Raw genomic sequence first — 17,365 nt, 5'->3', positions numbered from 1 at the left:
CCATGAGTGATCCACTGGTGACGACGACCCTGGCCCGCCCCGCGCGGCTCGCCGGACAGCGACTTCTCACGAAGCGTGTCGTCGTCACCGGTGGCGCTCGGGGAATCGGCGGCGAGATCGCGCGCCGCTTCGCCTCGGAGGGTGCGCGGATCGCCGTTCTCGACAGGCTGGTCGAGGAGGGCACCCGGCTGGCCTCCGAGGTCGGCGGCACCTTCATCCCCGTCGATCTGGTCGACCCCCTGGACACGGCAGATGCCACCGCACGCGCGATCGACCACCTCGGTGGCGTCGACATCCTCGTCAACAGCGCCGGCATCCTGCGCTTCTCCCCGCTGCTCGAGGTGACCGTGACCGACTGGAACGAGATGTTCTCGGTCAACGCCCGCGCCATGCTCACCACCATGCAGGTGGCCACCCGGGCGATGATCGCCGCCGGTTGCGGGGGCAAGATCATCAACCTCGCGAGTATGGCCGCGAAGACGGGCGGAGCCGGTGAGGGACACTACGCCGCCTCGAAGGCCGCGGTCGTCGCCCTCACCCGCGTCGCCGCACTCGAGTGGGGAACTCACGGCATCACGGTCAACTCCCTCTGCCCCGGCTATGTACTCACCGACATGGGCGCGGCCACCCGCACCGACGAGGACATCGCGACCTGGTGCGGATACTCCCCCCTCGGCCGACTCGGCGAACCCGCGGATGTCGCGGGCGTCGCCCTGTTCCTCGCGTCTCCCGACGCCGACTATCTCACCGGACAGGCGATCAACGTCACCGGCGGGATGGTCATGCACTGATGTTGAACCCGCACTGTTGTTGAACCTGCACTGATATTCGATTCGAAGGACCATTGATGAACGACTCCCCCATCGCCGCACTCGAGGCCGAGTTGCGCGAACTGCTCGGTGACCGCGGCGTCAGCGTAGAACTGGCCGCACGACAGCGGGCCTCCACCGACGGGGCGCACCTCTCCCCCGTGATCAAGGAGCAACTGCCGCTCGGGCTCGCGGAGCTCGTGGCTTATCCGGCGAGCGCGGAGCTGATCGCCGCGACGGTCGCCGCTGCCGTTCGCCACGGCATCCCGATCACTCCCCGGGGCAAGGGCACCGGAAACTACGGCCAAGCCATCCCGATGGCCGGAGGCCTCGTGCTCGACATGTCCCGCGCCCGGGCGATCACCGAGGTCGGCGACGGGTTCATCACCGCGGAGGCCGGTGCCTCGATGGCGGCTCTCGAGCAGGCAGCCAACAAGGCCGGCCAGCAGATTCTCATGTATCCCTCCACGGCCAACTCCTCGCTCGGTGGCTTCCTCTCCGGGGGCTCCGGTGGCACCGGATCGATCAAGCACGGCTCCAACAGCCAGGGCTTCGTCGCCGCGCTCGACGTGGTGCACGCTGTGGCGGATGCCTCGCTCGTGCACGTCGCCGGTGAGGCTGCACAGCCCTACGTGCACAACTACGGCACCGCCGGGATCATCGCCCGGGCCACTGTCGTCACCGAGCCGCTGCAGGACTGGCGCGGATTCTTCGCGAGCTTCGACACCTTCGAGCAGGCGATCTCCGTGATCAGGGAGATCGGCGCCCTGGAGCCCACTCCCCGCCTGGTCTCGGCGGACCTGGCGACCCTTGCCAATGCCCTTCCGCCGGATCCGGCCATTCCCGCCGACCGGGCGAGCCTGCGGGCGATCCTCGATCTCTCGACTGTCGCCGCGGCGACGGCCCTGGTCGAATCGGCCGGGGGCCGCGTCGAGGACGTGCGCGAGGGCGCGCAGGCCACGATGAGGATCAGCATGATGTCCTACAACCACCCCATCGAGTTTCTGCAGAAGGTCTACCCCGACCGCTACTTCCACGTGGAAGTCAGCGGCGACGCGCTGGTGGATCGCATCGACGAGGTGCACGCGGTGTACCCCGGCGGCATGCTGCACATCGAGGCGCAGCACGAGCGCCCGATCGGCATGCTCGCCGGTGTCTACTCCAGCGCGGAAGAGGTCTTCGCGGGCTTCGAGAAGCTCACCGAGCTGGGCGTCGGTTACCACAATCCGCACCAGTGGTTCGTGGACTTCGAGCCGGAGCGCACCGCCGCCCTCGCGGCGACGACAGACCCGCAGCGCCTGCTGAACCCGGGCAAGCTCGTCGCCCCGTCGGTGTCCACCGGAGCCAAGGTCTCATGAGCATCACGTCCCGTGACCTGGTCAACCTCTCAGGGCCGGCCGCCACCGCCGCGCTCACCGAGGACTCCATCCTCGTGCTGCCGACCGGAGCGATCGAGCACCACGGCCCGCACCTGCCCCTCTCGACCGACTTCCTGATGGCCGACATGATCGGGCGGGCGGTCGTCGAGTCCGCGGCATCCGCCGGCCAGGATGTCTGGTTGCTTCCGCCGCTCGCCTACACGAAGTCGGACGAACACCACTGGGCACCCGGCACCGTGTGGCTCACCTGGGACACCCTCATGCAGACGGTGGTCGACATCGGACGCTCGGTGGCCGCGACCCCGGCGAAGACTCTCGTGTTCTACAACGGGCACGGCGGAAACATCGCCCTCCTGCAGGTGGCCCTCAGAGAACTGCGGCGGCGCTTCGGCCTGCGCACCTTCCTCATGGGCACCGGCATCATCGCCGGTGACGGCGACGTCGGCCCGGATGAACGCGGCTTCGGCATCCACGGTGGTCACGAGGAGACATCGATGATCCTGCACCTGCGGCCAGATCTCGTGGACATGACACAGGCCGACCGGTGGGTTCCCGACCACATGGCCGACCTGAAGCACATCAAGTTCAACGGCGGCCCGGTGAGCTTCGGCTGGCTGTCGAACGACTTCGGGCCAGTGGGCGTCATCGGCGACGCGACCGGTGCCACCGCGGAGCACGGTCGCGTGATCTTCGACCGTGCCGTGGCAAACGGTGTCTCGGCGCTCGACGAGATCGCCCGATTCCGGCACCGACCATGAGTGAACCGCAGAGCCCCTGGCCGGTGGTCGAAGAGTGGCTGCCCGGCAACGACGAGCCCGAGCGCCCGCAGATGAACCTCTCGACCGTGAGCATCACCGGGGAACCGGATGCCCGCACCGTGCTGCTGAGCGAATACGACTCCGAGGGGTTCTACTTCCACACCGACGCACTGTCGCGCAAAGCCGCCGCGATCGTCGCGAACCCCGCCGTCGCCCTCACCTTCCTCTGGCCCGGATTCACCAAGCAACTCGTAGTGCAGGGGCGCGCCGAGGTCGCCCCCGCGCACGAGATCGCTGCCGCCTACAGGGCCCGCTCGCCCTTTCTCCAACAGTTGGCCTGGCAGAACACCTTCGAGTTCGCCCAGTTGCCGGATGACGAGCGCCGCGACCGCTGGGCGAGCTTCACCGAGGAGCACAGCGACGGGGCATCCGAGCCCATCTTCTCCCAGCCCGAGACCTGGATCGGCTTCCTGGTGCGCCCCACCCGCATGACCTTCTGGTCGAGTGGATCGGATGCCCCGAGTCGCCGGGTCGAATACCGCGCGACCTCCGGCGGCTGGACTGTCGCCTACCTGCCAGGCTGAGCCACCCCTCTTCTGCATAACTCCTGCAGTCTGGCGGCCGCCAGCCTGGGGTGCCCACAAACACGGGGTTCCTCTCGCCGCCCGGGGCACACTGCAGGAGTTGTGCAGCAGGAGACTGGGTCTGCCGGGATGAGAGAATCGGGTCATGTCCGCTCCCCAGCTCACCGACGACGGCGTCCGCTTCGTGACCGAGCGGCACCTCGCCACGCTCTCGACTCTCTCCCGCAACGGATCCATCCACACGGTGCCGGTCGGATTCACGCTTCATGACGGCACCGCGTTCGTCATCACCTCGCGCTCCTCGCAGAAGGTTCTGAACGCGCGTCGTTCCGGCCATGCCACCATCTGCCAGGTGGAGGGTGCCGGCTGGATCACCCTCATCGGCCAGGCTGAGGTGCTCGAAGATCCCGAGAGCATCGCCCTCGCCGTTGCCCGCTATGCCGAGCGCTACCGGCAGCCGCGGGTGAATCCCGAGCGGGTCGCCATCGCCGTGCGTGTGGAGCGGATGCTCGGATCCTCCGGGTTCGTCGAACGCTAGATCACGCGGGCTTCGTCGCGAGCAGGATCGTGTCGATCGCCACGGAGCCGTCCGCCGTCGTGCGGTCGTAGCGGCGGCACTCGATGATGTCGAGACCGGCTGCGGCCGAACGCACCGCCTCGAGGCCCCAGAGCATCGCTGGATCCTTCGGGCCGCCGGTCCCGTGCTCGAGGTTCTCGCTGTCGTGGCCGATCAGGGCCAGCGTGCCTCCGGGCGCGAGGGAGGCTATCGCATTCGAGATCGCCGCGGTGAGCTCTGCCGCGGGCAGCTGGAGGTAGGCGACGACCACGAGGTCGGCGGGGGTCGGCGACACCCAGGTGGTGGCATCCGCCGTCACCCAGTCCAGTTCGAGACCCGCGGAGGCGGCGCGCTGCCGCCCGATCGCGAGGCCCTCCGAGGCGAAGTCGACAGCCGTGACCCTCCAGCCGCGCGAGGCCAGCCACAGGGCGTTCCGCCCCTCCCCGGCGGCAAGGTCGATCGCTGATCCGGGAGGGAGAGTGCCGGTGACCCGCTCGATCCAGGCGTTCGGTTCTATCGACCACACCGGTTCGCCGGATGCCGCGGCGGCGGCGTAGCGGTCATTCCAGAAAACGTCACTCATGAGACATCCAATTCGTCGGAGATGCGGGCGAGGGCCTCGGCGAACCAGGCTTCACGCCCGGGACCGGTGCCGCCAGAGAGGTTGATGCCACGGACGCCGTCGATCTGCAGCAGTTCTCGCGCGAGTTCGACCGCGGCGGCGATGCCCTCGGCGAACGGATCGCGCGCGGCGAGGATGCGGTCGAGATAGCCCTCGGGCAGCACGAGGGTCGTGAAGCTGCGAAGCAGTTCCGCGCTCTCGCGGTCCACCACTATCGGCACGCACGGAACGAAGATCATCGTGGCGCCGAGCTGCCGGGCCGAATCGACGAACGCCGCGACAGGCGCCGCGCCGCCGGCGTGATTGACGAAACAGACCTCCGCGCCCGCGTGCATCTTCTCCAGCAGTCGGGCCGGGCGCCGGTCGACGGGAGGCGTGGCCGGGGACTCTCCCACGGACACCAGGTGACCGGCGGCACGGGCGAGTGCGGCGGTCTCGGTCGAGTCGAGGTCGAAGACGGGCGCGGCATCCGGTCGGCTGCCGGTGAGGGTGTGGTCTCCGGTGACGCAGTGCACGCCCGCGACTCCGACGTGCGCCAGGCCGGCGAGCTCGCCCTCCAGCGCGACCCGGTTGCGATCGCGGCAGTTGAATCCGGTCCACACCGGAAGGCCGGCGGATTGGATCAGGTGCGCACGATAGGAGGGTGGGAACTGCACGCGGGCGGCACCCGCGTCCCCGGCGAGCACGGCATCCACCCTGCCGGAGAGGATGTCGGCGCACTCGGCGATCGAGGCGGCATCGAGGGCACGCGCCGGGAAATCGGCGACGACGATCGCGCGAGTGTGCAGGAGGGCTCGCATCCGCTCCGCTCCGGCGGATGTCACGGGCTGGGGCAGCGGGTCGGCCGCACCGGGCTCCACCGCGCGTTCGATGCCGTGCCAGCGAACCGTCGGCAGCGCGAGGAACACGCACGGAGCCGGTGACACCTCGCAGCTGCCGTCGAGCTCGACCCCGCCGCACGGACCATACTCCATGCGCTTGGGGCACGCGTCGAGCGCTGCGATCGTCATCCCCTCATTATTCAGGAACCTGTGGGACGGATCGGGCGGATGTCACCCACCGAGGTCCCTCTGGTAAACAGTCGTCCCTCCCGCCCCACAGGTTCCTGAATAATGAAGAGGAGCAGACGAGGGGGAGCGGATGACCGCACGGTTCGAGTTGGTCGTGGGGGCAGCATCCGCACTCGTCGACGGGGTGTTCCGCCCCGCGTGGGTCGGCATCACCGGGGGCCTGGTCGCCGCGCTCTCCGACCGACCGCTCGAGGGCGCGACCGAAGTCACCCTCGCGGAGGACGAGGTGCTCCTTCCCGGACTGGTCGACACCCATGTGCACATCAACGAGCCCGGCCGCACCGAGTGGGAGGGCTTCGCCAGTGCCACCCGCGCCGCGGCCGCCGGCGGCGTGACCACGCTGATCGACATGCCCCTCAACAGCATCCCCGCCACCACGACCGTCGACGCGCTCGAGATCAAGAGACGCAGCGCGGCCGACACGGCGATCGTCGATGTCGGATTCTGGGGCGGCGCCGTGCCGCAGAACCTCGGTCGGCTTCGTGAACTGCACGACGCCGGCGTCTTCGGGTTCAAGGCCTTTCTCGCGCCATCCGGGGTGGACGAATTCGATCACCTCGATTCGGCCCAGCTGGAACGGGCCCTCGCGGAGATCGCCGGGTTCGGCGGACTGCTCATCGTGCACGCCGAGGACCCTGGCGTACTCGACGCCCATGCCAACGCCGGCGGCACCGACTACCACCGCTTCGTCGAGTCCCGGCCGGATGAGGCGGAGGTGACGGCGATCGAGCGGGTCATTGCGGCAGTACGCCGCACGGGAGCGAGAGCGCACATCCTCCACCTGTCGTCCGCCGCGGCCCTCCCGGCGCTGCGCGAGGCACGGGCGGAGGGGCTGCCGATCACCGTGGAGACCTGTCCGCACTACCTCGCGATCAGCGAGGAGCAGGTGCCCGAGGGTGGCACCCAGTTCAAGTGCTGCCCGCCCATCCGCGGGGATGCAAACCGGGATGCCCTGTGGCAGGCCCTTCTCGACGGCGACATCGACATCGTGGTCACCGACCACAGTCCGAGCACCGCCGCGCTCAAGTTCGCCCACGACGGAGACTTCGGCCTGGCCTGGGGCGGCATCGCCGGGCTGCAGACGGGACTCGCCGCTGTCTGGACGGAGGCATCGCGCCGCGGAATCCCTCTCGAACGGGTGATCGGCTGGATGGCGACGGGCCCGGCAGACTTCGCGGGACTCTGGGCAAAGGGCCGCATCGCGGTCGGTGCGGCCGCGGATCTGATCGCCTTCGCGCCACAGGCGACCTTCACGGTGCGCGCCTCCGAGCTCCTGCACAAGAACCCCGTGAGCGCCTACGACGGGCGCGAACTGCGCGGGCTCGTGCGGCGAACCTGGCTGGCGGGGCATCCGGTATCCGTCTCCGCGGATGCAGCGAGCGGCGGCACGCTGCTCAGTCGGCCGTGAACGCCGTTACAAAGAATGTTGACCACGGAAACATCGCGGTCACACGAGTTTGCGAGGATCCCACAATGGCAATCATCCTTGGCGACAACCAGTACGGCAAAGCCGAGTGTCGGCTCGTGCGCATCTATCGCGATTCGAAGCGGCACGAGATCCGCGACCTCAATGTGTCCACCGCGCTCCGCGGCCCGTTCGAGCCGGCCTATCTGGTGGGAGACCAGTCCAACGTGCTCCCCACCGACACCCAGAAGAACACGGCTTTCGCCTTCGCCAAGTCGAAGGGCATCGACTCGATCGAGAGCTTCGGCCTCGAGCTGGCCCGCCACTTCGTTCGCGACGTCGACCCGGTGGAGGGGGCCCGCATCGAGATCGAGGAATATGCCTGGGAACGCGCCATCGTCGACGGCGCCGAGCACGACCACACCTGGTTGCGCAAGGGCCAGGAGGTCCGCACCGCCGCGGTGACGGTGGATGCCTCTGGCGAACACGTCATCGGCGGATTCAAGGATCTCGTCATTCTCAAGTCAACGGGCTCGGAGTTCTCCGGATTCCTCACCGACGACTACACGACCCTCAGCGAGACCCACGACCGCGTCATGGCCACGGCCCTCGATGCCAAGTGGCGCTTCACGACGACGGATGTCGCGTGGGACGAGGTCTACCGCGGCATCAAGAGCATCCTCGTGCGGGAGTTCGCGACGCTGCAGTCCCTCGCCCTGCAGCAGACGCTGTGGCACATGGGAAAGGCACTGCTCGAGACCTACCCGTGCATCGCGGAGGTGCGACTCAAAGCGCCCAATCGGCACCACTTCAGCTACGACATCGGCCAGTTCGGCTTGGACAACAGCAACGAGGTCTTCATCGCCGCCGACCGGCCCTACGGACTGATCGAGGCCACCATCCTGCGCGACGACGCCCCGGATGCCGGCCAGGCCTGGCGAGCATCGGCGGGGCTCGCATGACCGCCTTCGACGCGGATGACACCCGCTGGCTCGAACGCACCGTCGAACTCGCCACCCGGAATATCGCCAACGGTGGCGGACCCTTCGGCGCGGTCATCGTGCGCGACGGCGCGCTGGTCGCCGAGGGGCAGAACCGGGTGACCGCCGATCTGGATCCCACCGCCCACGCCGAGGTGGTGGCGATCCGTGCGGCCTGCCAGGTGGAGCGGTCGTTCTCGCTGGCCGGGGCGACCCTCTACACCTCCTGCGAACCGTGCCCGCTCTGTCTCTCCGCTGCCCTCTGGGCGCGGGTCGATCGGGTGGTCTTCGCCGCCGACCGGCACGATGCCGCCCGCGGGGGTTTCGACGATCTCGAGTTCTACGAGTTGTTCGCGCGCGACCGAAGCACCTGGCACATCCCGGTGGAGTCCGTGCGCATCCCGCAGTCCCCTGCGCCGTTCGACGACTGGCTGGCGAATGAGGCTCGCACGGACTACTGAGGTGTCGGCCGGCGCCGCTGTGCCCGCCCTGATCCTCCTGCCCTCCCTGACCCCCGCATGCATAACTCCTGCGGCTCGACGCCGGCTCTCGGGTCGACCCCGAGATTGCGGGGACCATTGCCGCGAAAGACCCGGATTGCAGGAGTTATGCACGACGGCGTTGTGCAGCGCGCAGGCGGCGGGCGACACCCCGCACGGAGCTCAGCTGCCGCGATAGGTCGAAAACGCGAAGGGGCTCAGCAGCAGCGGAACGTGGTGGTGGGCGGTCCCTCCGAGAACGAAGTCGATCGTCACGAGCGGGAAGAAGTGCGGAGCTTCGCCGAACCAGGTGCCGGTATCGAAGCACAATCGGTAGCGACCCGGGGGGAGGGCATCCGGTCCGAGGGAGGCGATACGGCCGTCGGCGTCGGTCGACCCCGTCGCGAGGGCAGATCCCTCGGCGGTGAACAGAGTGACCGGCACACCGACCGCGGGTCGTCCCGTCGCGGTGTCGAGCACATGGGTGGTGACGTGGCTCACGGCAGCTCGCCCTCGACGGGAGCGGCCCACAGCTTCTCGATGCGCAGCAGGGCGATGTCGCGCAGTTGCTCGCCGACGATCTCGAGCTCCGAGCTGTTCGGCAGCTCGAGGCGCCTCTCGAGTTCGGCGAGGATCTCTGCCCGGGACCGTCCGGCGGCACGGATGATGAACACGCGTCCGAACCGCTGCTCATAGGCGACATTCCCGGCCGCGATCTCGGCGGCGAGATCTTCCTCGTCCGAGCCGAGGCCAGCCTGCTCGTTGCGGCTGAAGGCCTGCGCCGCGCCATCCCCCACCGGCTGCTCACCGATGCGCGGGTGATGCCCGATCGCCTCGTCGATCTCGCTCGCACTGAGCGGGGTCGCGGCCGCGCTCGCCACCTCCAGCAGCTCCGCGACGGACTCGAACGGAGCAACCCGCACCACATCGTCGACCCAACGGGGCACCGCGAGGCTCGCCATCAGTCCGGCTCGGAGTTCGGTGAGGGGCAGCTCGATCATCTGCCTAACATTACCCATGGCCACGCTCACCGGAATCGTGCTCGCGGCGGGCAAAGGCTCCCGCCTCGGGCGACCGAAGGCGCTGCTGCTCACCGCGGAGGGCGAGCCCTGGATCGCCCGAGCCGCTGGCCTGCTTCGCGAGGCCGGCTGCACCCGCGTGCTCGTGGTGCTCGGAGCGGCCGCCGAGGAAGCGGGAGGCCTCGTGCCGGTGGGCTGCGAGACCCTGGTCGCGGAGAACTGGGCCGATGGCATGGGCGAGTCCCTGCGGGTGGGACTCGACGCGGCCAGCGGGGATGCGGCACTCATCACCCTCGTCGACATTCCCGGTCTGCCGGTCGCGGTCGCGGAGCGGATGCTCGAGCAGCCGGTGACCAGCCACACACTGAGGCAGGCGGTGTTCGACGGTCGACCGGGGCATCCGGTGCTGATCGGCAATGCGCACTGGGACGCTGTCGCCTCGACCCTCGTCGGTGACCGGGGTGCGCGCGACTACCTCGCGGCCAACGGCGTGCGGGAAGTGGAATGCGGGGACCTCTTCGACGGGCACGATGTCGATCGGCTGTAGCCCCCGACCGGCCCGTCGTCATCCGATGTCAGTACTCTGACACCAGGTGGCGAACCGCAGCCTCATACGCGTCGAGCGCTGCCGCGACATCCGCCGCCGTCACATGCTCATCCGGATGGTGACTCACGCCCCCGCGACAGCGCAGGAACAGCATGGCGAATCGGGTGAGCGCCGAGACGGCGACCCCGTCGTGGCCCGCACGGCTCCAGAAGGCCATCGGATCGGCATCACCGGTGGAGCGGATTCCCGCACCGATCGCCGCCTGCAGGCCGGGATCGCAGCTGACGGCGTCGGCCCGGTACGTCTCCGTCGCGGCGAAACCGAGCCCGCGCCGGGTGCAGATCTCGTCGGCGGCGGCGCGGATGCGTTCGAGACAGTCATCGCGGTCGGCGTCGAATTCGGCGCGGAGGTCGAGGCTCAGCTCCACCCTGCCGGGAATCACGTTCACCCCGCCCGGGAACGCCTGCAGGCGCCCGACGGTGCCGATCGTTCCCGTCTCCTTCGAGAGTCGCTCGATGGCGACGACCAGTTCGCTCGCGCCGACGAGGGCGTCCCGGCGACGGTCGAACGGCGTACCACCCGCGTGCCCCGCCGTGCCGGTCACCGTGAGTGCGAAGCGGCGTGCACCGGCGATCGAGGTGACGACGGCCAGCCGCCGATCGGCGTCCTCGAGTTGCATGCCCTGCTCGATATGCGCTTCGAGGTAGCCGACGAGCGACTCCGCGCGGCGAAAGGCCCCCGGCAGACGCGCGGGGTCGAGCCCGAAGTCCTGGAAGGCCTCGGCGAGCGTGATGCCGTCCCTGTCAGTGAGCTGCCACCACTCCTCGTTCCAGGTGCCGGCCAGGGCCCGGCTGCCGAGCAGCGCTGTGCCGAAGCGGGTGCCCTCCTCGTCGCTGAAGGCCACCACCTCGAGCGCGAAGGGCAGGGTGATGCCGGATCGGCGCAGGCGGTCGACGACGGCGATCGCGAGAAGCACGCCGAGCATGCCGTCGTAACGACCGGCATCCGGAACCGTGTCGATGTGCGAACCGAGCAGCAGGGCTGGCAGCCCCGGCGTCGAGCCCTCCAGGCGGCCACACTGGTTGCCGGCGGCATCCTGCCAGGTCGAGAGGCCGGCCTCGGTCATCCAGCGGGCGACGAGGTCGTTGGCGGCGCGATGCTCCGGCGAGAGGTGCACCCGCTCGAGCCGGTCCGGCTGGCTCGACAGCCCCGCGAGGTCGTTGCACCGCTCGAGGATGAGGGCGGCCTCCGGAGCGCTCATGAACCGTAGAAGTCGAGCGCGGAGCCGACCCCACTGCCCGCCGTCACCGCGACACCACCGCGGCGGAGCACCTGCTCGAGAGCCGCGAGGGTGGTGAGCACGGTGTCTCGCCGCGCGTTGTAGCCCATGGTGCCGATGCGCCAGACGCGGCCGTGCAAGGGGCCGAAGGAGGTGCCGATCTCGATGCCGTAGTCGCTGAGCATCGTCGCGCGCGCGCCGTCTCCGTCGATCCCGGAGGGGATCTCGACCCCGACCACGTTGTTCATGCGCACCGACTGGTCACCGAAGAGGTCGAATCCGAGCCCCAGGAGACCCGCGACCATCGCCGAGCCATGCAGCCGGTGACGTTCGATCGCCTCGGGGATGCCCTCCTCGATGAGGATTCGCGCGCACTCCCGGGCGCCGTAGAGCATCGTCGTGGCCTCCGTGTGATGGTTGAGCCTCTTGGGGCCCCAGTAGTCCATGATCATCGCGAGGTCGAGATAGTTGGAGCGGATCGGGCTCGCCAGCACGGCATCCCCCTCGGAACGGATGCCAGCCTCGATGCTCTTGCGGCGGTTGATCACGTCCACTGCCGCCGCCGAGAGCGTGATCGGTGCACTGCCGGAAGGGCCGGCGAGGCACTTCTGCAGGCCGGCGGTCGCGACATCCACTCCCCAGGCATCGGTCTCGAACTCATTGCCTCCGAGGGATGCCGTGGTGTCGGTGTAGAGGAGCACGCCGTGTTTCGCGCAGATCGCGCCGAGCTCGTCGAGGGGTTGGGCGAGGGTCGTGGAGGTGTCGCCGTGCACGATGGCGAGGATCTTCGGCTTCGAGGTGAGGATCGCCGCCTCGATCTCGGCCGGGGTGAAGACCGTGCCCCACTCGCGTTCGATCACGTGCACCTCTGCGCCGCAACGCTCCGCGATCTCGCGAAGGAGGTGGCCGAATCGTCCGAAGATCGGCACCAGCACGCGATCGCCCGGCTCGATGAGAGAGACGAGCGCGGCCTCGATTCCGGCGCGCGAGGTGCCGTCGACCAGCAGGGTGGCCTCGTTCGCCGTGCGGAAGACGCCCCGATAGAGCTCCATGGTCTCGGTCATATAGGCCGTCATCGCGGGGTCGTACTGACCAACCAGCTGGGCGGACATCGCCCGCAGCACGCGCGGATCGGCGTTGATGGGGCCGGGGCCCATCAACAGCCGCTGCGGAGGATCGATCGGGTAGCTCTGCATGGTGTCCTCGCGGGGTGGATGAATCTGCTGTTCGAGAAGTCCAGCCTACGGAACGGGCGTTTCAGACGGGTTTCGCGAAGTGTGATGGACTCGGGAGCGTGACGATCAATTTCTCCAGTTATGTGGCCATCGGCGACAGCTTCACCGAGGGTGTCGGGGACGATCTGCCCGACGGACGCGTGCGAGGGTGGGCCGACCTGGTCGCCCTCGGTCTCGCCGCGGCATCCCCGGAGCGGGTCAGCTACGCGAACCTCGCCATCCGGGGGCGGCTGCTCGCGCCGATAGTGACCGAACAGCTCGATGCCGCCATCGCGCTCTCCCCCGCTCTGATGAGCATCAACGGGGGAGGCAACGACATCCTGCGGCCGCGGGTCTCGATCGGCTCGATCGCCGACCAGCTGGAGGCCGCGGTCGACAGGGCGGTCGCGAGCGGAGTGCACGTGATCCTGGTCAGCGGCGCGGACCCCACCCGGCACATCCCCCTCGGATCCTTCGTGCGCGCGAGGGGAGAGCTGCTCGCGGCATCCGTTCGCGGCCGACTGCCCAAGGAGCACGTGACCTTCGTCGACAACTGGGCCGATGCCGAGCTCGGGCAGCTGCCGTACTGGTCTCGCGACAAACTGCACCTCAATCCGGTGGGTCACGCTCGGGTCGCCGGAAACGTGCTCGCGGCGCTCGGAGTTCCGATCGCGGATGCTTCGGACCCCGGCACCCCCGCCGAAGCGCATGAGCGCACCTCCGCCTACTGGCGGCGTTACGTGCTGCCGTGGATCGGACGTCGCCTCACCGGCCGCTCCTCCGGCGACAACCGTGCGCCGAAGATCGCGAGCCTTCAGCCGGTGGAGCTGCCGACCCACGACTGATCGGCGCGTTGCGGTGCGAGGTCCCCGCAACGGGCGGCGCTCTCCCGCGGTCACCCCGGGCGCCACCCGTCACACCCGGTCGCCTTGGCCCGCCGAGAGGACAGTTTCTGCCGGTGACTCTCGTCCCTCCCCGGCCCGCCCGCGCGCGACCAGTCCCCGCCGCCGCCCACCCCGTGCCAACCGTCACAAACGGTCGCCCCGGCCGGCCGAGACAGCAGTTTCTGACGGGTGGGCCCCATCTTGCTCGAGCCGCCCCGCGTCAACCGTCACAACCAGTCGCCCCGGCTGGCCGAGACAGCAGTTTCTGCCGGGTGGGCCCCAACCAAGGGGCAGCTCTCACCGGGGATGCTTCCCCACGCTCGACCGCGCCCGGGGCAACCTCCCCCGCGCGCGACCAGTCCCCGCCGCCGCCCACCCCGCGTCAACCGTCACAAACGGTCGCCCCGGCTGGCCGAGACAGCAGTTTCTGACGGGTGGGCACTCACCCTCCCCCAGCCGCCCCGCGCCAACCGTCACAACCGGTCGCCCCGGCTGGCCGAAAGAACAGTTTCTGACGGGTGGGCCCCAACCAAGGGGCAGCCCTCACCGGGGATGCTTCCCCGCGCTCGACCGCGCCTTGGGCAGCCTCCCCAGCGCGCGACCAGTCCCCGCCGCCGCCCACCCCGCGCCAACCGTCACAAACGGTCGCCCCGGCTGGCCGAAAGAACAGTTTCTGACGGGTGGGCCCCGCCTTCCGCGGGCCGCCCCGCGTCAACCGTCACAACCGGTCGCCCCGGCTGGCCGAGACAGCAGTTTCTGCCGGGTGGGCCCCAACCAAGGGGCAGCCCTTATCGGGGATGGGGATGCTTCCCCGCGCTCGACCGCGCCTCGGCAACCTCCCCCGCGCGCGACCAGTCCCCGCCGTCGCCCACCCCGCGCTAACCGTCACAACCGGTCGCCCCGGCTCGCCGAGACAGCAGTTTCTGCCGGACGGGCACTCACCCTCCCCCGGCCGCCCCGCGCCAACCGTCACAAACGGTCGCCCCGGCCCGCCGAAAGAGCAGTTTCTGACGGGTGGACAAAGCCGGAAAGGCAGAGCCGGCGGAACACCGCGACACCGGCACCCCGGCACCCCGCGACACCGGCACCCCGCGACACCGGCACACCGGCACCCCGCGCTACGCCGCTACGCCAGCGACTCCCCCAGCGCGATCAGTGCCACGTCGGTGTTCGGCGGTCCGACGAGGCCGAATCCGACCGGTGCACCTTCCACGGTCAACAGCGGCACGCTCAACGCCGGCCTGCCCGCGATCCCGGCGACACAGGTGAGGCGCAGAGTGCTCTGACGCACCTGCTCGATCGTCTCGGCATCCGCTGTCGTCGACGGGGCGACGGATGACGCGGACGGTAGCAGCAGTACCCGCTCGCCGACGATCGATTCGATGCGCTCGCGGGCGAGCTCGAGCGCCTGCCGCGCGAAGGACTCGGTCTCCGGGTCGATCGTCGCGCCGAACGCGAACCGGCCGGCGATCTCCGAGCCGAGGGCGTCGGGATGCGCGGTGATCCATTCCCCATGGGTCGCCCACGCCTCGGCGGACTGCACCGTGCGGAAGATCTCGTGCAGGTCGTCGATATCGGGCAGGGTCACCTCGACCAGATCGTCGGTGAGGCCGGCTTCGGCGAGTCGGGCGAGCGTCGCGGCGAAGGCATCCTGCAGCTCCGGCGACGCGAGCGCGAGGAGCGCCGGAGCGACGGCGAACCTCCCGGAGACCTCGGCACGGCCGGCGCTGCCGAGGGACGCGGATGCCGCGGCGCGCAGCGTTGCCGCGTCGCGCGTCATCCATCCCACGGTGTCGAACGAGGGCGCGAGCCCGAGCAGGCCGGCGCGCGCCACGGCGTCGTGCGTCGTGCGGAGCCCCCAGAGGCCCTGGTAGGACGCGGGAACCCGGATCGATCCGCCGGTGTCCGTGCCGAGCCCGATCGAGACCTGCCCGGAGGCGACAGCCGTGGCCGCACCGCTCGAGGAGCCGCCGGGGATCGCGCCGGCGACGGCGGCGTTCGGCGGAGTGCCGTAGTGCGAGTTCTTGCCGGCGACGCTGTAGGCGAATTCGTCGGTCTGGGCGATCCCCTGCACCGTCGCGCCTGCCGCGAGGAGCGCGGTGACCGCCGAGGCATGTGCCACGGTGCGAGGCGCTTCGGCGAGATACGCCGGCACTCCGGCACCCACGGCGAATCCCGCCACGTCGAAGAGGTCCTTGACCGCGACGGTCTCACCGACCAGCGGACCCTCCGTGGCACCGGTGACCAGCGGGCTGCCGACGACCCGCCAGACGGATGCCGCGATCGCGGGCGCCGGAACGCTCACGTGGGCGGCCTCGACGAGCCAGTCGACGTCTCCGTCGTTCGTGGAACTGCGGTGCCAGAGCTGGGTCTGCTGCCCGCGGCCGCCGGTAGCGGGAAGGGTCACGGCAACGACGAGCGCACGATCGTTGCCGAGGTCGCGCACGTGGATGTCGCCGATGCTGCGGGCTGGAGCTCCTCCGCGACCCTGCCGGAAGGCACTGATCGCATCGTGACCCACGAGGACGCCACCGGCGTCACTGCGCAGCGTCCCGTCGCCGGGAGCGAAGAGACGGTCGAGCGCGCCGAGGTCATTGGCCATGAGGGCCCGCTCATATTCCCAGAATGCGTCGAGGAGGCCGTCTGGAGCATCCCCTTCTACCGTGCTGTCAGTCAAAATCTGCCACCCTAATCTTTGCGTGAACGCCTTTCACGATATCCACGACCTGCGAGATGTTGAAGTCCGTCGCCGCACTGAGGTACGCGTACGCGTGTGCGGCGTCGAGTGAGAATCGGGCCTGCAACAGGGCGATCGCGGCGCGCACGCACGCCTTGACCGCCTCATCCAGGTCTTCGTCCATGCCGGTCGGCACGAGGTAATCGGTGGTCTCCACCAGCGGGCCGACCAGGGCGCCGAAGGCGTCGAGTGCGTCCTGCTGGGTGAGCACCTCGAAGCGCAGGGTCGCCCGCAGGGAGGCCTCCATCGCGGTGAGGGCGACTTCGCCGTCGCCCTGCGCGAAGTGCGGGTCTCCGACGTAGGCGAGCGCGCCCTCCGCCTGGATCGGCAGGTAGAGACTGCTTCCGACTGTCAGCAGGTTGATATCGATGTTGCCGCCGTGTGGCCCGGGCGGCACGGAGTGCGGGCGCACGTCTCCCGCGACGGCCACCCCCATGATTCCGAGAAACGGTGCGAGCGGAAAGCGGATGCTGTGCTCACCGCCGAGCACGCGCGGCATCGTGCCGAAGCCGTCGGAGACGCCCGCGAAGACGCTCACGCGCTCCCCGTCGACCGGATACTCGCCGGGGAGAGCCCCGCGGCCGTGTCGGTTCGACACGATTCCGTAGGGCACCCGCTGCAGGGTCTCGAGCACGGTGATCTTGAGCAGGTCCCCGGGCCGGGCGCCGCGGATGCGTACCGGGCCGGTGACCACGTGGGGGCCGTCGACCGCCGGGTCGCGCCGGTAGTCGGAGGAGGCGAGCGCAACGGCATCCGTCAGCACGCTGTCGGCGTCCACCCCGAATCCGGCGAAGAAGGCGAGCGGATCGCGGCCCTGGTCTTCGTGGATGCCCTCGTGGCTGATCGTGTCGATCGTGACCTCATCGCCCGCATCGATCGTGAGCACGGGACTGTCGGTGGCGCACGGAAGCCGCCCCCACACCACTGCGGAGGGATCGGCCGGCAGGTAGTGGGGTGCGCGGATCGGGCCGACACCGGGCTGGAGTACGGCGTCGGACATCGCGCGCTCGCTTTCGGCTCGGTGGGCGGCACGGGCGATCCGT

Annotated in this window: 18 protein-coding genes; 10 read left to right on the top strand and 8 right to left on the bottom strand. The window is 69.6% G+C overall.

Annotated features, from left to right (window positions below; all coding sequences use genetic code 11):
• Window positions 1–2 precede the first annotated feature (2 nt).
• The 5 genes from ABIB54_RS14945 (at window position 3) to ABIB54_RS14925 (ending at window position 4,068) form a co-directional block, all read left to right on the top strand.
• Window positions 3–791: an SDR family NAD(P)-dependent oxidoreductase gene (locus tag ABIB54_RS14945; protein WP_354576311.1), complete on the top strand. Its 789-nt coding sequence runs from the start codon at window positions 3–5 to the stop codon at window positions 789–791.
• A 56-nt stretch (window positions 792–847) separates the two neighbouring features.
• Window positions 848–2,167 carry an FAD-binding oxidoreductase gene (locus tag ABIB54_RS14940; protein WP_354576310.1) on the top strand — a complete coding sequence of 440 codons (1,320 nt, stop codon included), beginning with the start codon at window positions 848–850 and terminating at the stop codon, window positions 2,165–2,167.
• The gene (locus ABIB54_RS14935) at window positions 2,164–2,946 is read left to right on the top strand and encodes a creatininase family protein (RefSeq protein ID WP_354576309.1); all 783 of its coding nucleotides are present in this window, start codon (window positions 2,164–2,166) and stop codon (window positions 2,944–2,946) included. Before ABIB54_RS14940 ends, ABIB54_RS14935 begins: the two co-directional genes overlap by 4 nt.
• On the top strand, window positions 2,943–3,530 hold the full coding sequence (locus tag ABIB54_RS14930) for a pyridoxine/pyridoxamine 5'-phosphate oxidase (protein WP_354576308.1): 588 nt from the start codon (window positions 2,943–2,945) through the stop codon (window positions 3,528–3,530). The genes ABIB54_RS14935 and ABIB54_RS14930 overlap by 4 nt, the downstream gene beginning before the upstream one ends.
• 145 nt (window positions 3,531–3,675) lie before the next feature.
• Window positions 3,676–4,068 carry a PPOX class F420-dependent oxidoreductase gene (locus ABIB54_RS14925; protein WP_354576307.1) on the top strand — a complete coding sequence of 131 codons (393 nt, stop codon included), beginning with the start codon at window positions 3,676–3,678 and terminating at the stop codon, window positions 4,066–4,068.
• 1 nt (window position 4,069) lies between these two features.
• On the opposite strand, the gene ABIB54_RS14920 is transcribed toward ABIB54_RS14925, so the two are convergent.
• A complete protein-coding gene (locus ABIB54_RS14920; RefSeq protein WP_354576306.1) occupies window positions 4,070–4,669 on the bottom strand; it encodes a class I SAM-dependent methyltransferase in 600 nt (199 codons plus the stop codon).
• Entirely contained in the window at window positions 4,666–5,718 is a 1,053-nt protein-coding gene (locus ABIB54_RS14915; protein ID WP_354576305.1) for a methylenetetrahydrofolate reductase C-terminal domain-containing protein, read from the bottom strand. The genes ABIB54_RS14920 and ABIB54_RS14915 overlap by 4 nt, the downstream gene beginning before the upstream one ends.
• A gap of 130 nt (window positions 5,719–5,848) precedes the next feature.
• On the opposite strand from ABIB54_RS14915, the gene allB reads away from it, so the two are divergent.
• The 3 genes from allB (at window position 5,849) to ABIB54_RS14900 (ending at window position 8,624) form a co-directional block, all read left to right on the top strand.
• Window positions 5,849–7,186: an allantoinase AllB gene (gene allB / locus ABIB54_RS14910; protein WP_354576304.1), complete on the top strand. Its 1,338-nt coding sequence runs from the start codon at window positions 5,849–5,851 to the stop codon at window positions 7,184–7,186.
• A 65-nt stretch (window positions 7,187–7,251) separates the two neighbouring features.
• Complete coding sequence (gene pucL / locus ABIB54_RS14905; RefSeq protein WP_354576303.1) at window positions 7,252–8,145, top strand: factor-independent urate hydroxylase; 894 nt, start codon at window positions 7,252–7,254, stop codon at window positions 8,143–8,145.
• Window positions 8,142–8,624, top strand: a complete 483-nt coding sequence (locus ABIB54_RS14900; RefSeq protein ID WP_354576302.1) for a nucleoside deaminase — start codon at window positions 8,142–8,144, stop codon at window positions 8,622–8,624. Before pucL ends, ABIB54_RS14900 begins: the two co-directional genes overlap by 4 nt.
• A 201-nt stretch (window positions 8,625–8,825) precedes the next feature.
• On the opposite strand, the gene uraH is transcribed toward ABIB54_RS14900, so the two are convergent.
• Together uraH and uraD are read right to left on the bottom strand one after the other, a co-directional pair.
• Window positions 8,826–9,143 carry a hydroxyisourate hydrolase gene (gene uraH, locus ABIB54_RS14895; protein ID WP_354576301.1) on the bottom strand — a complete coding sequence of 106 codons (318 nt, stop codon included), beginning with the start codon at window positions 9,141–9,143 and terminating at the stop codon, window positions 8,826–8,828.
• Entirely contained in the window at window positions 9,140–9,643 is a 504-nt protein-coding gene (uraD, locus tag ABIB54_RS14890; RefSeq protein WP_354576300.1) for a 2-oxo-4-hydroxy-4-carboxy-5-ureidoimidazoline decarboxylase, read from the bottom strand. The genes uraH and uraD overlap by 4 nt, the downstream gene beginning before the upstream one ends.
• A gap of 16 nt (window positions 9,644–9,659) precedes the next feature.
• Between uraD and ABIB54_RS14885 the strand changes: the two genes are divergently transcribed.
• Window positions 9,660–10,208 (top strand): nucleotidyltransferase family protein, encoded by a 549-nt coding sequence (locus tag ABIB54_RS14885; RefSeq protein ID WP_354576299.1) that lies wholly within the window; start codon window positions 9,660–9,662, stop codon window positions 10,206–10,208.
• Window positions 10,209–10,236: 28 nt separating this feature from the next.
• Here ABIB54_RS14885 and ABIB54_RS14880 read toward each other — a convergent pair whose 3' ends face one another.
• Window positions 10,237–11,469, bottom strand: coding sequence for an allantoate amidohydrolase (locus tag ABIB54_RS14880; protein WP_354576298.1), 1,233 nt, complete (start codon window positions 11,467–11,469; stop codon window positions 10,237–10,239).
• Window positions 11,466–12,683, bottom strand: a complete 1,218-nt coding sequence (locus tag ABIB54_RS14875; RefSeq protein WP_354576297.1) for a pyridoxal-phosphate-dependent aminotransferase family protein — start codon at window positions 12,681–12,683, stop codon at window positions 11,466–11,468. The genes ABIB54_RS14880 and ABIB54_RS14875 overlap by 4 nt, the downstream gene beginning before the upstream one ends.
• Window positions 12,684–12,781: 98 nt before the next feature.
• Between ABIB54_RS14875 and ABIB54_RS14870 the strand changes: the two genes are divergently transcribed.
• On the top strand, window positions 12,782–13,546 hold the full coding sequence (locus ABIB54_RS14870) for an SGNH/GDSL hydrolase family protein (protein ID WP_354576296.1): 765 nt from the start codon (window positions 12,782–12,784) through the stop codon (window positions 13,544–13,546).
• 1,165 nt (window positions 13,547–14,711) lie between these two features.
• On the opposite strand, the gene ABIB54_RS14865 is transcribed toward ABIB54_RS14870, so the two are convergent.
• Both ABIB54_RS14865 and ABIB54_RS14860 read right to left on the bottom strand, forming a co-directional pair.
• Window positions 14,712–16,262 (bottom strand): AtzH-like domain-containing protein, encoded by a 1,551-nt coding sequence (locus ABIB54_RS14865; protein WP_354576295.1) that lies wholly within the window; start codon window positions 16,260–16,262, stop codon window positions 14,712–14,714.
• On the bottom strand, window positions 16,255–17,322 hold the full coding sequence (locus ABIB54_RS14860; RefSeq protein ID WP_354576294.1) for an acetamidase/formamidase family protein: 1,068 nt from the start codon (window positions 17,320–17,322) through the stop codon (window positions 16,255–16,257). Before ABIB54_RS14860 ends, ABIB54_RS14865 begins: the two co-directional genes overlap by 8 nt.
• Window positions 17,323–17,365: the final 43 nt, after the last annotated feature.

The sequence above is a fragment of the Frigoribacterium sp. UYMn621 genome, assembly GCF_040549525.1.
In the GTDB taxonomy this organism is placed as follows: Bacteria; Actinomycetota; Actinomycetes; order Actinomycetales; family Microbacteriaceae; genus Lacisediminihabitans.
Note: the sequence above shows the minus strand (reverse complement) of the source record. Positions and strands in the feature narration are given on the sequence as shown.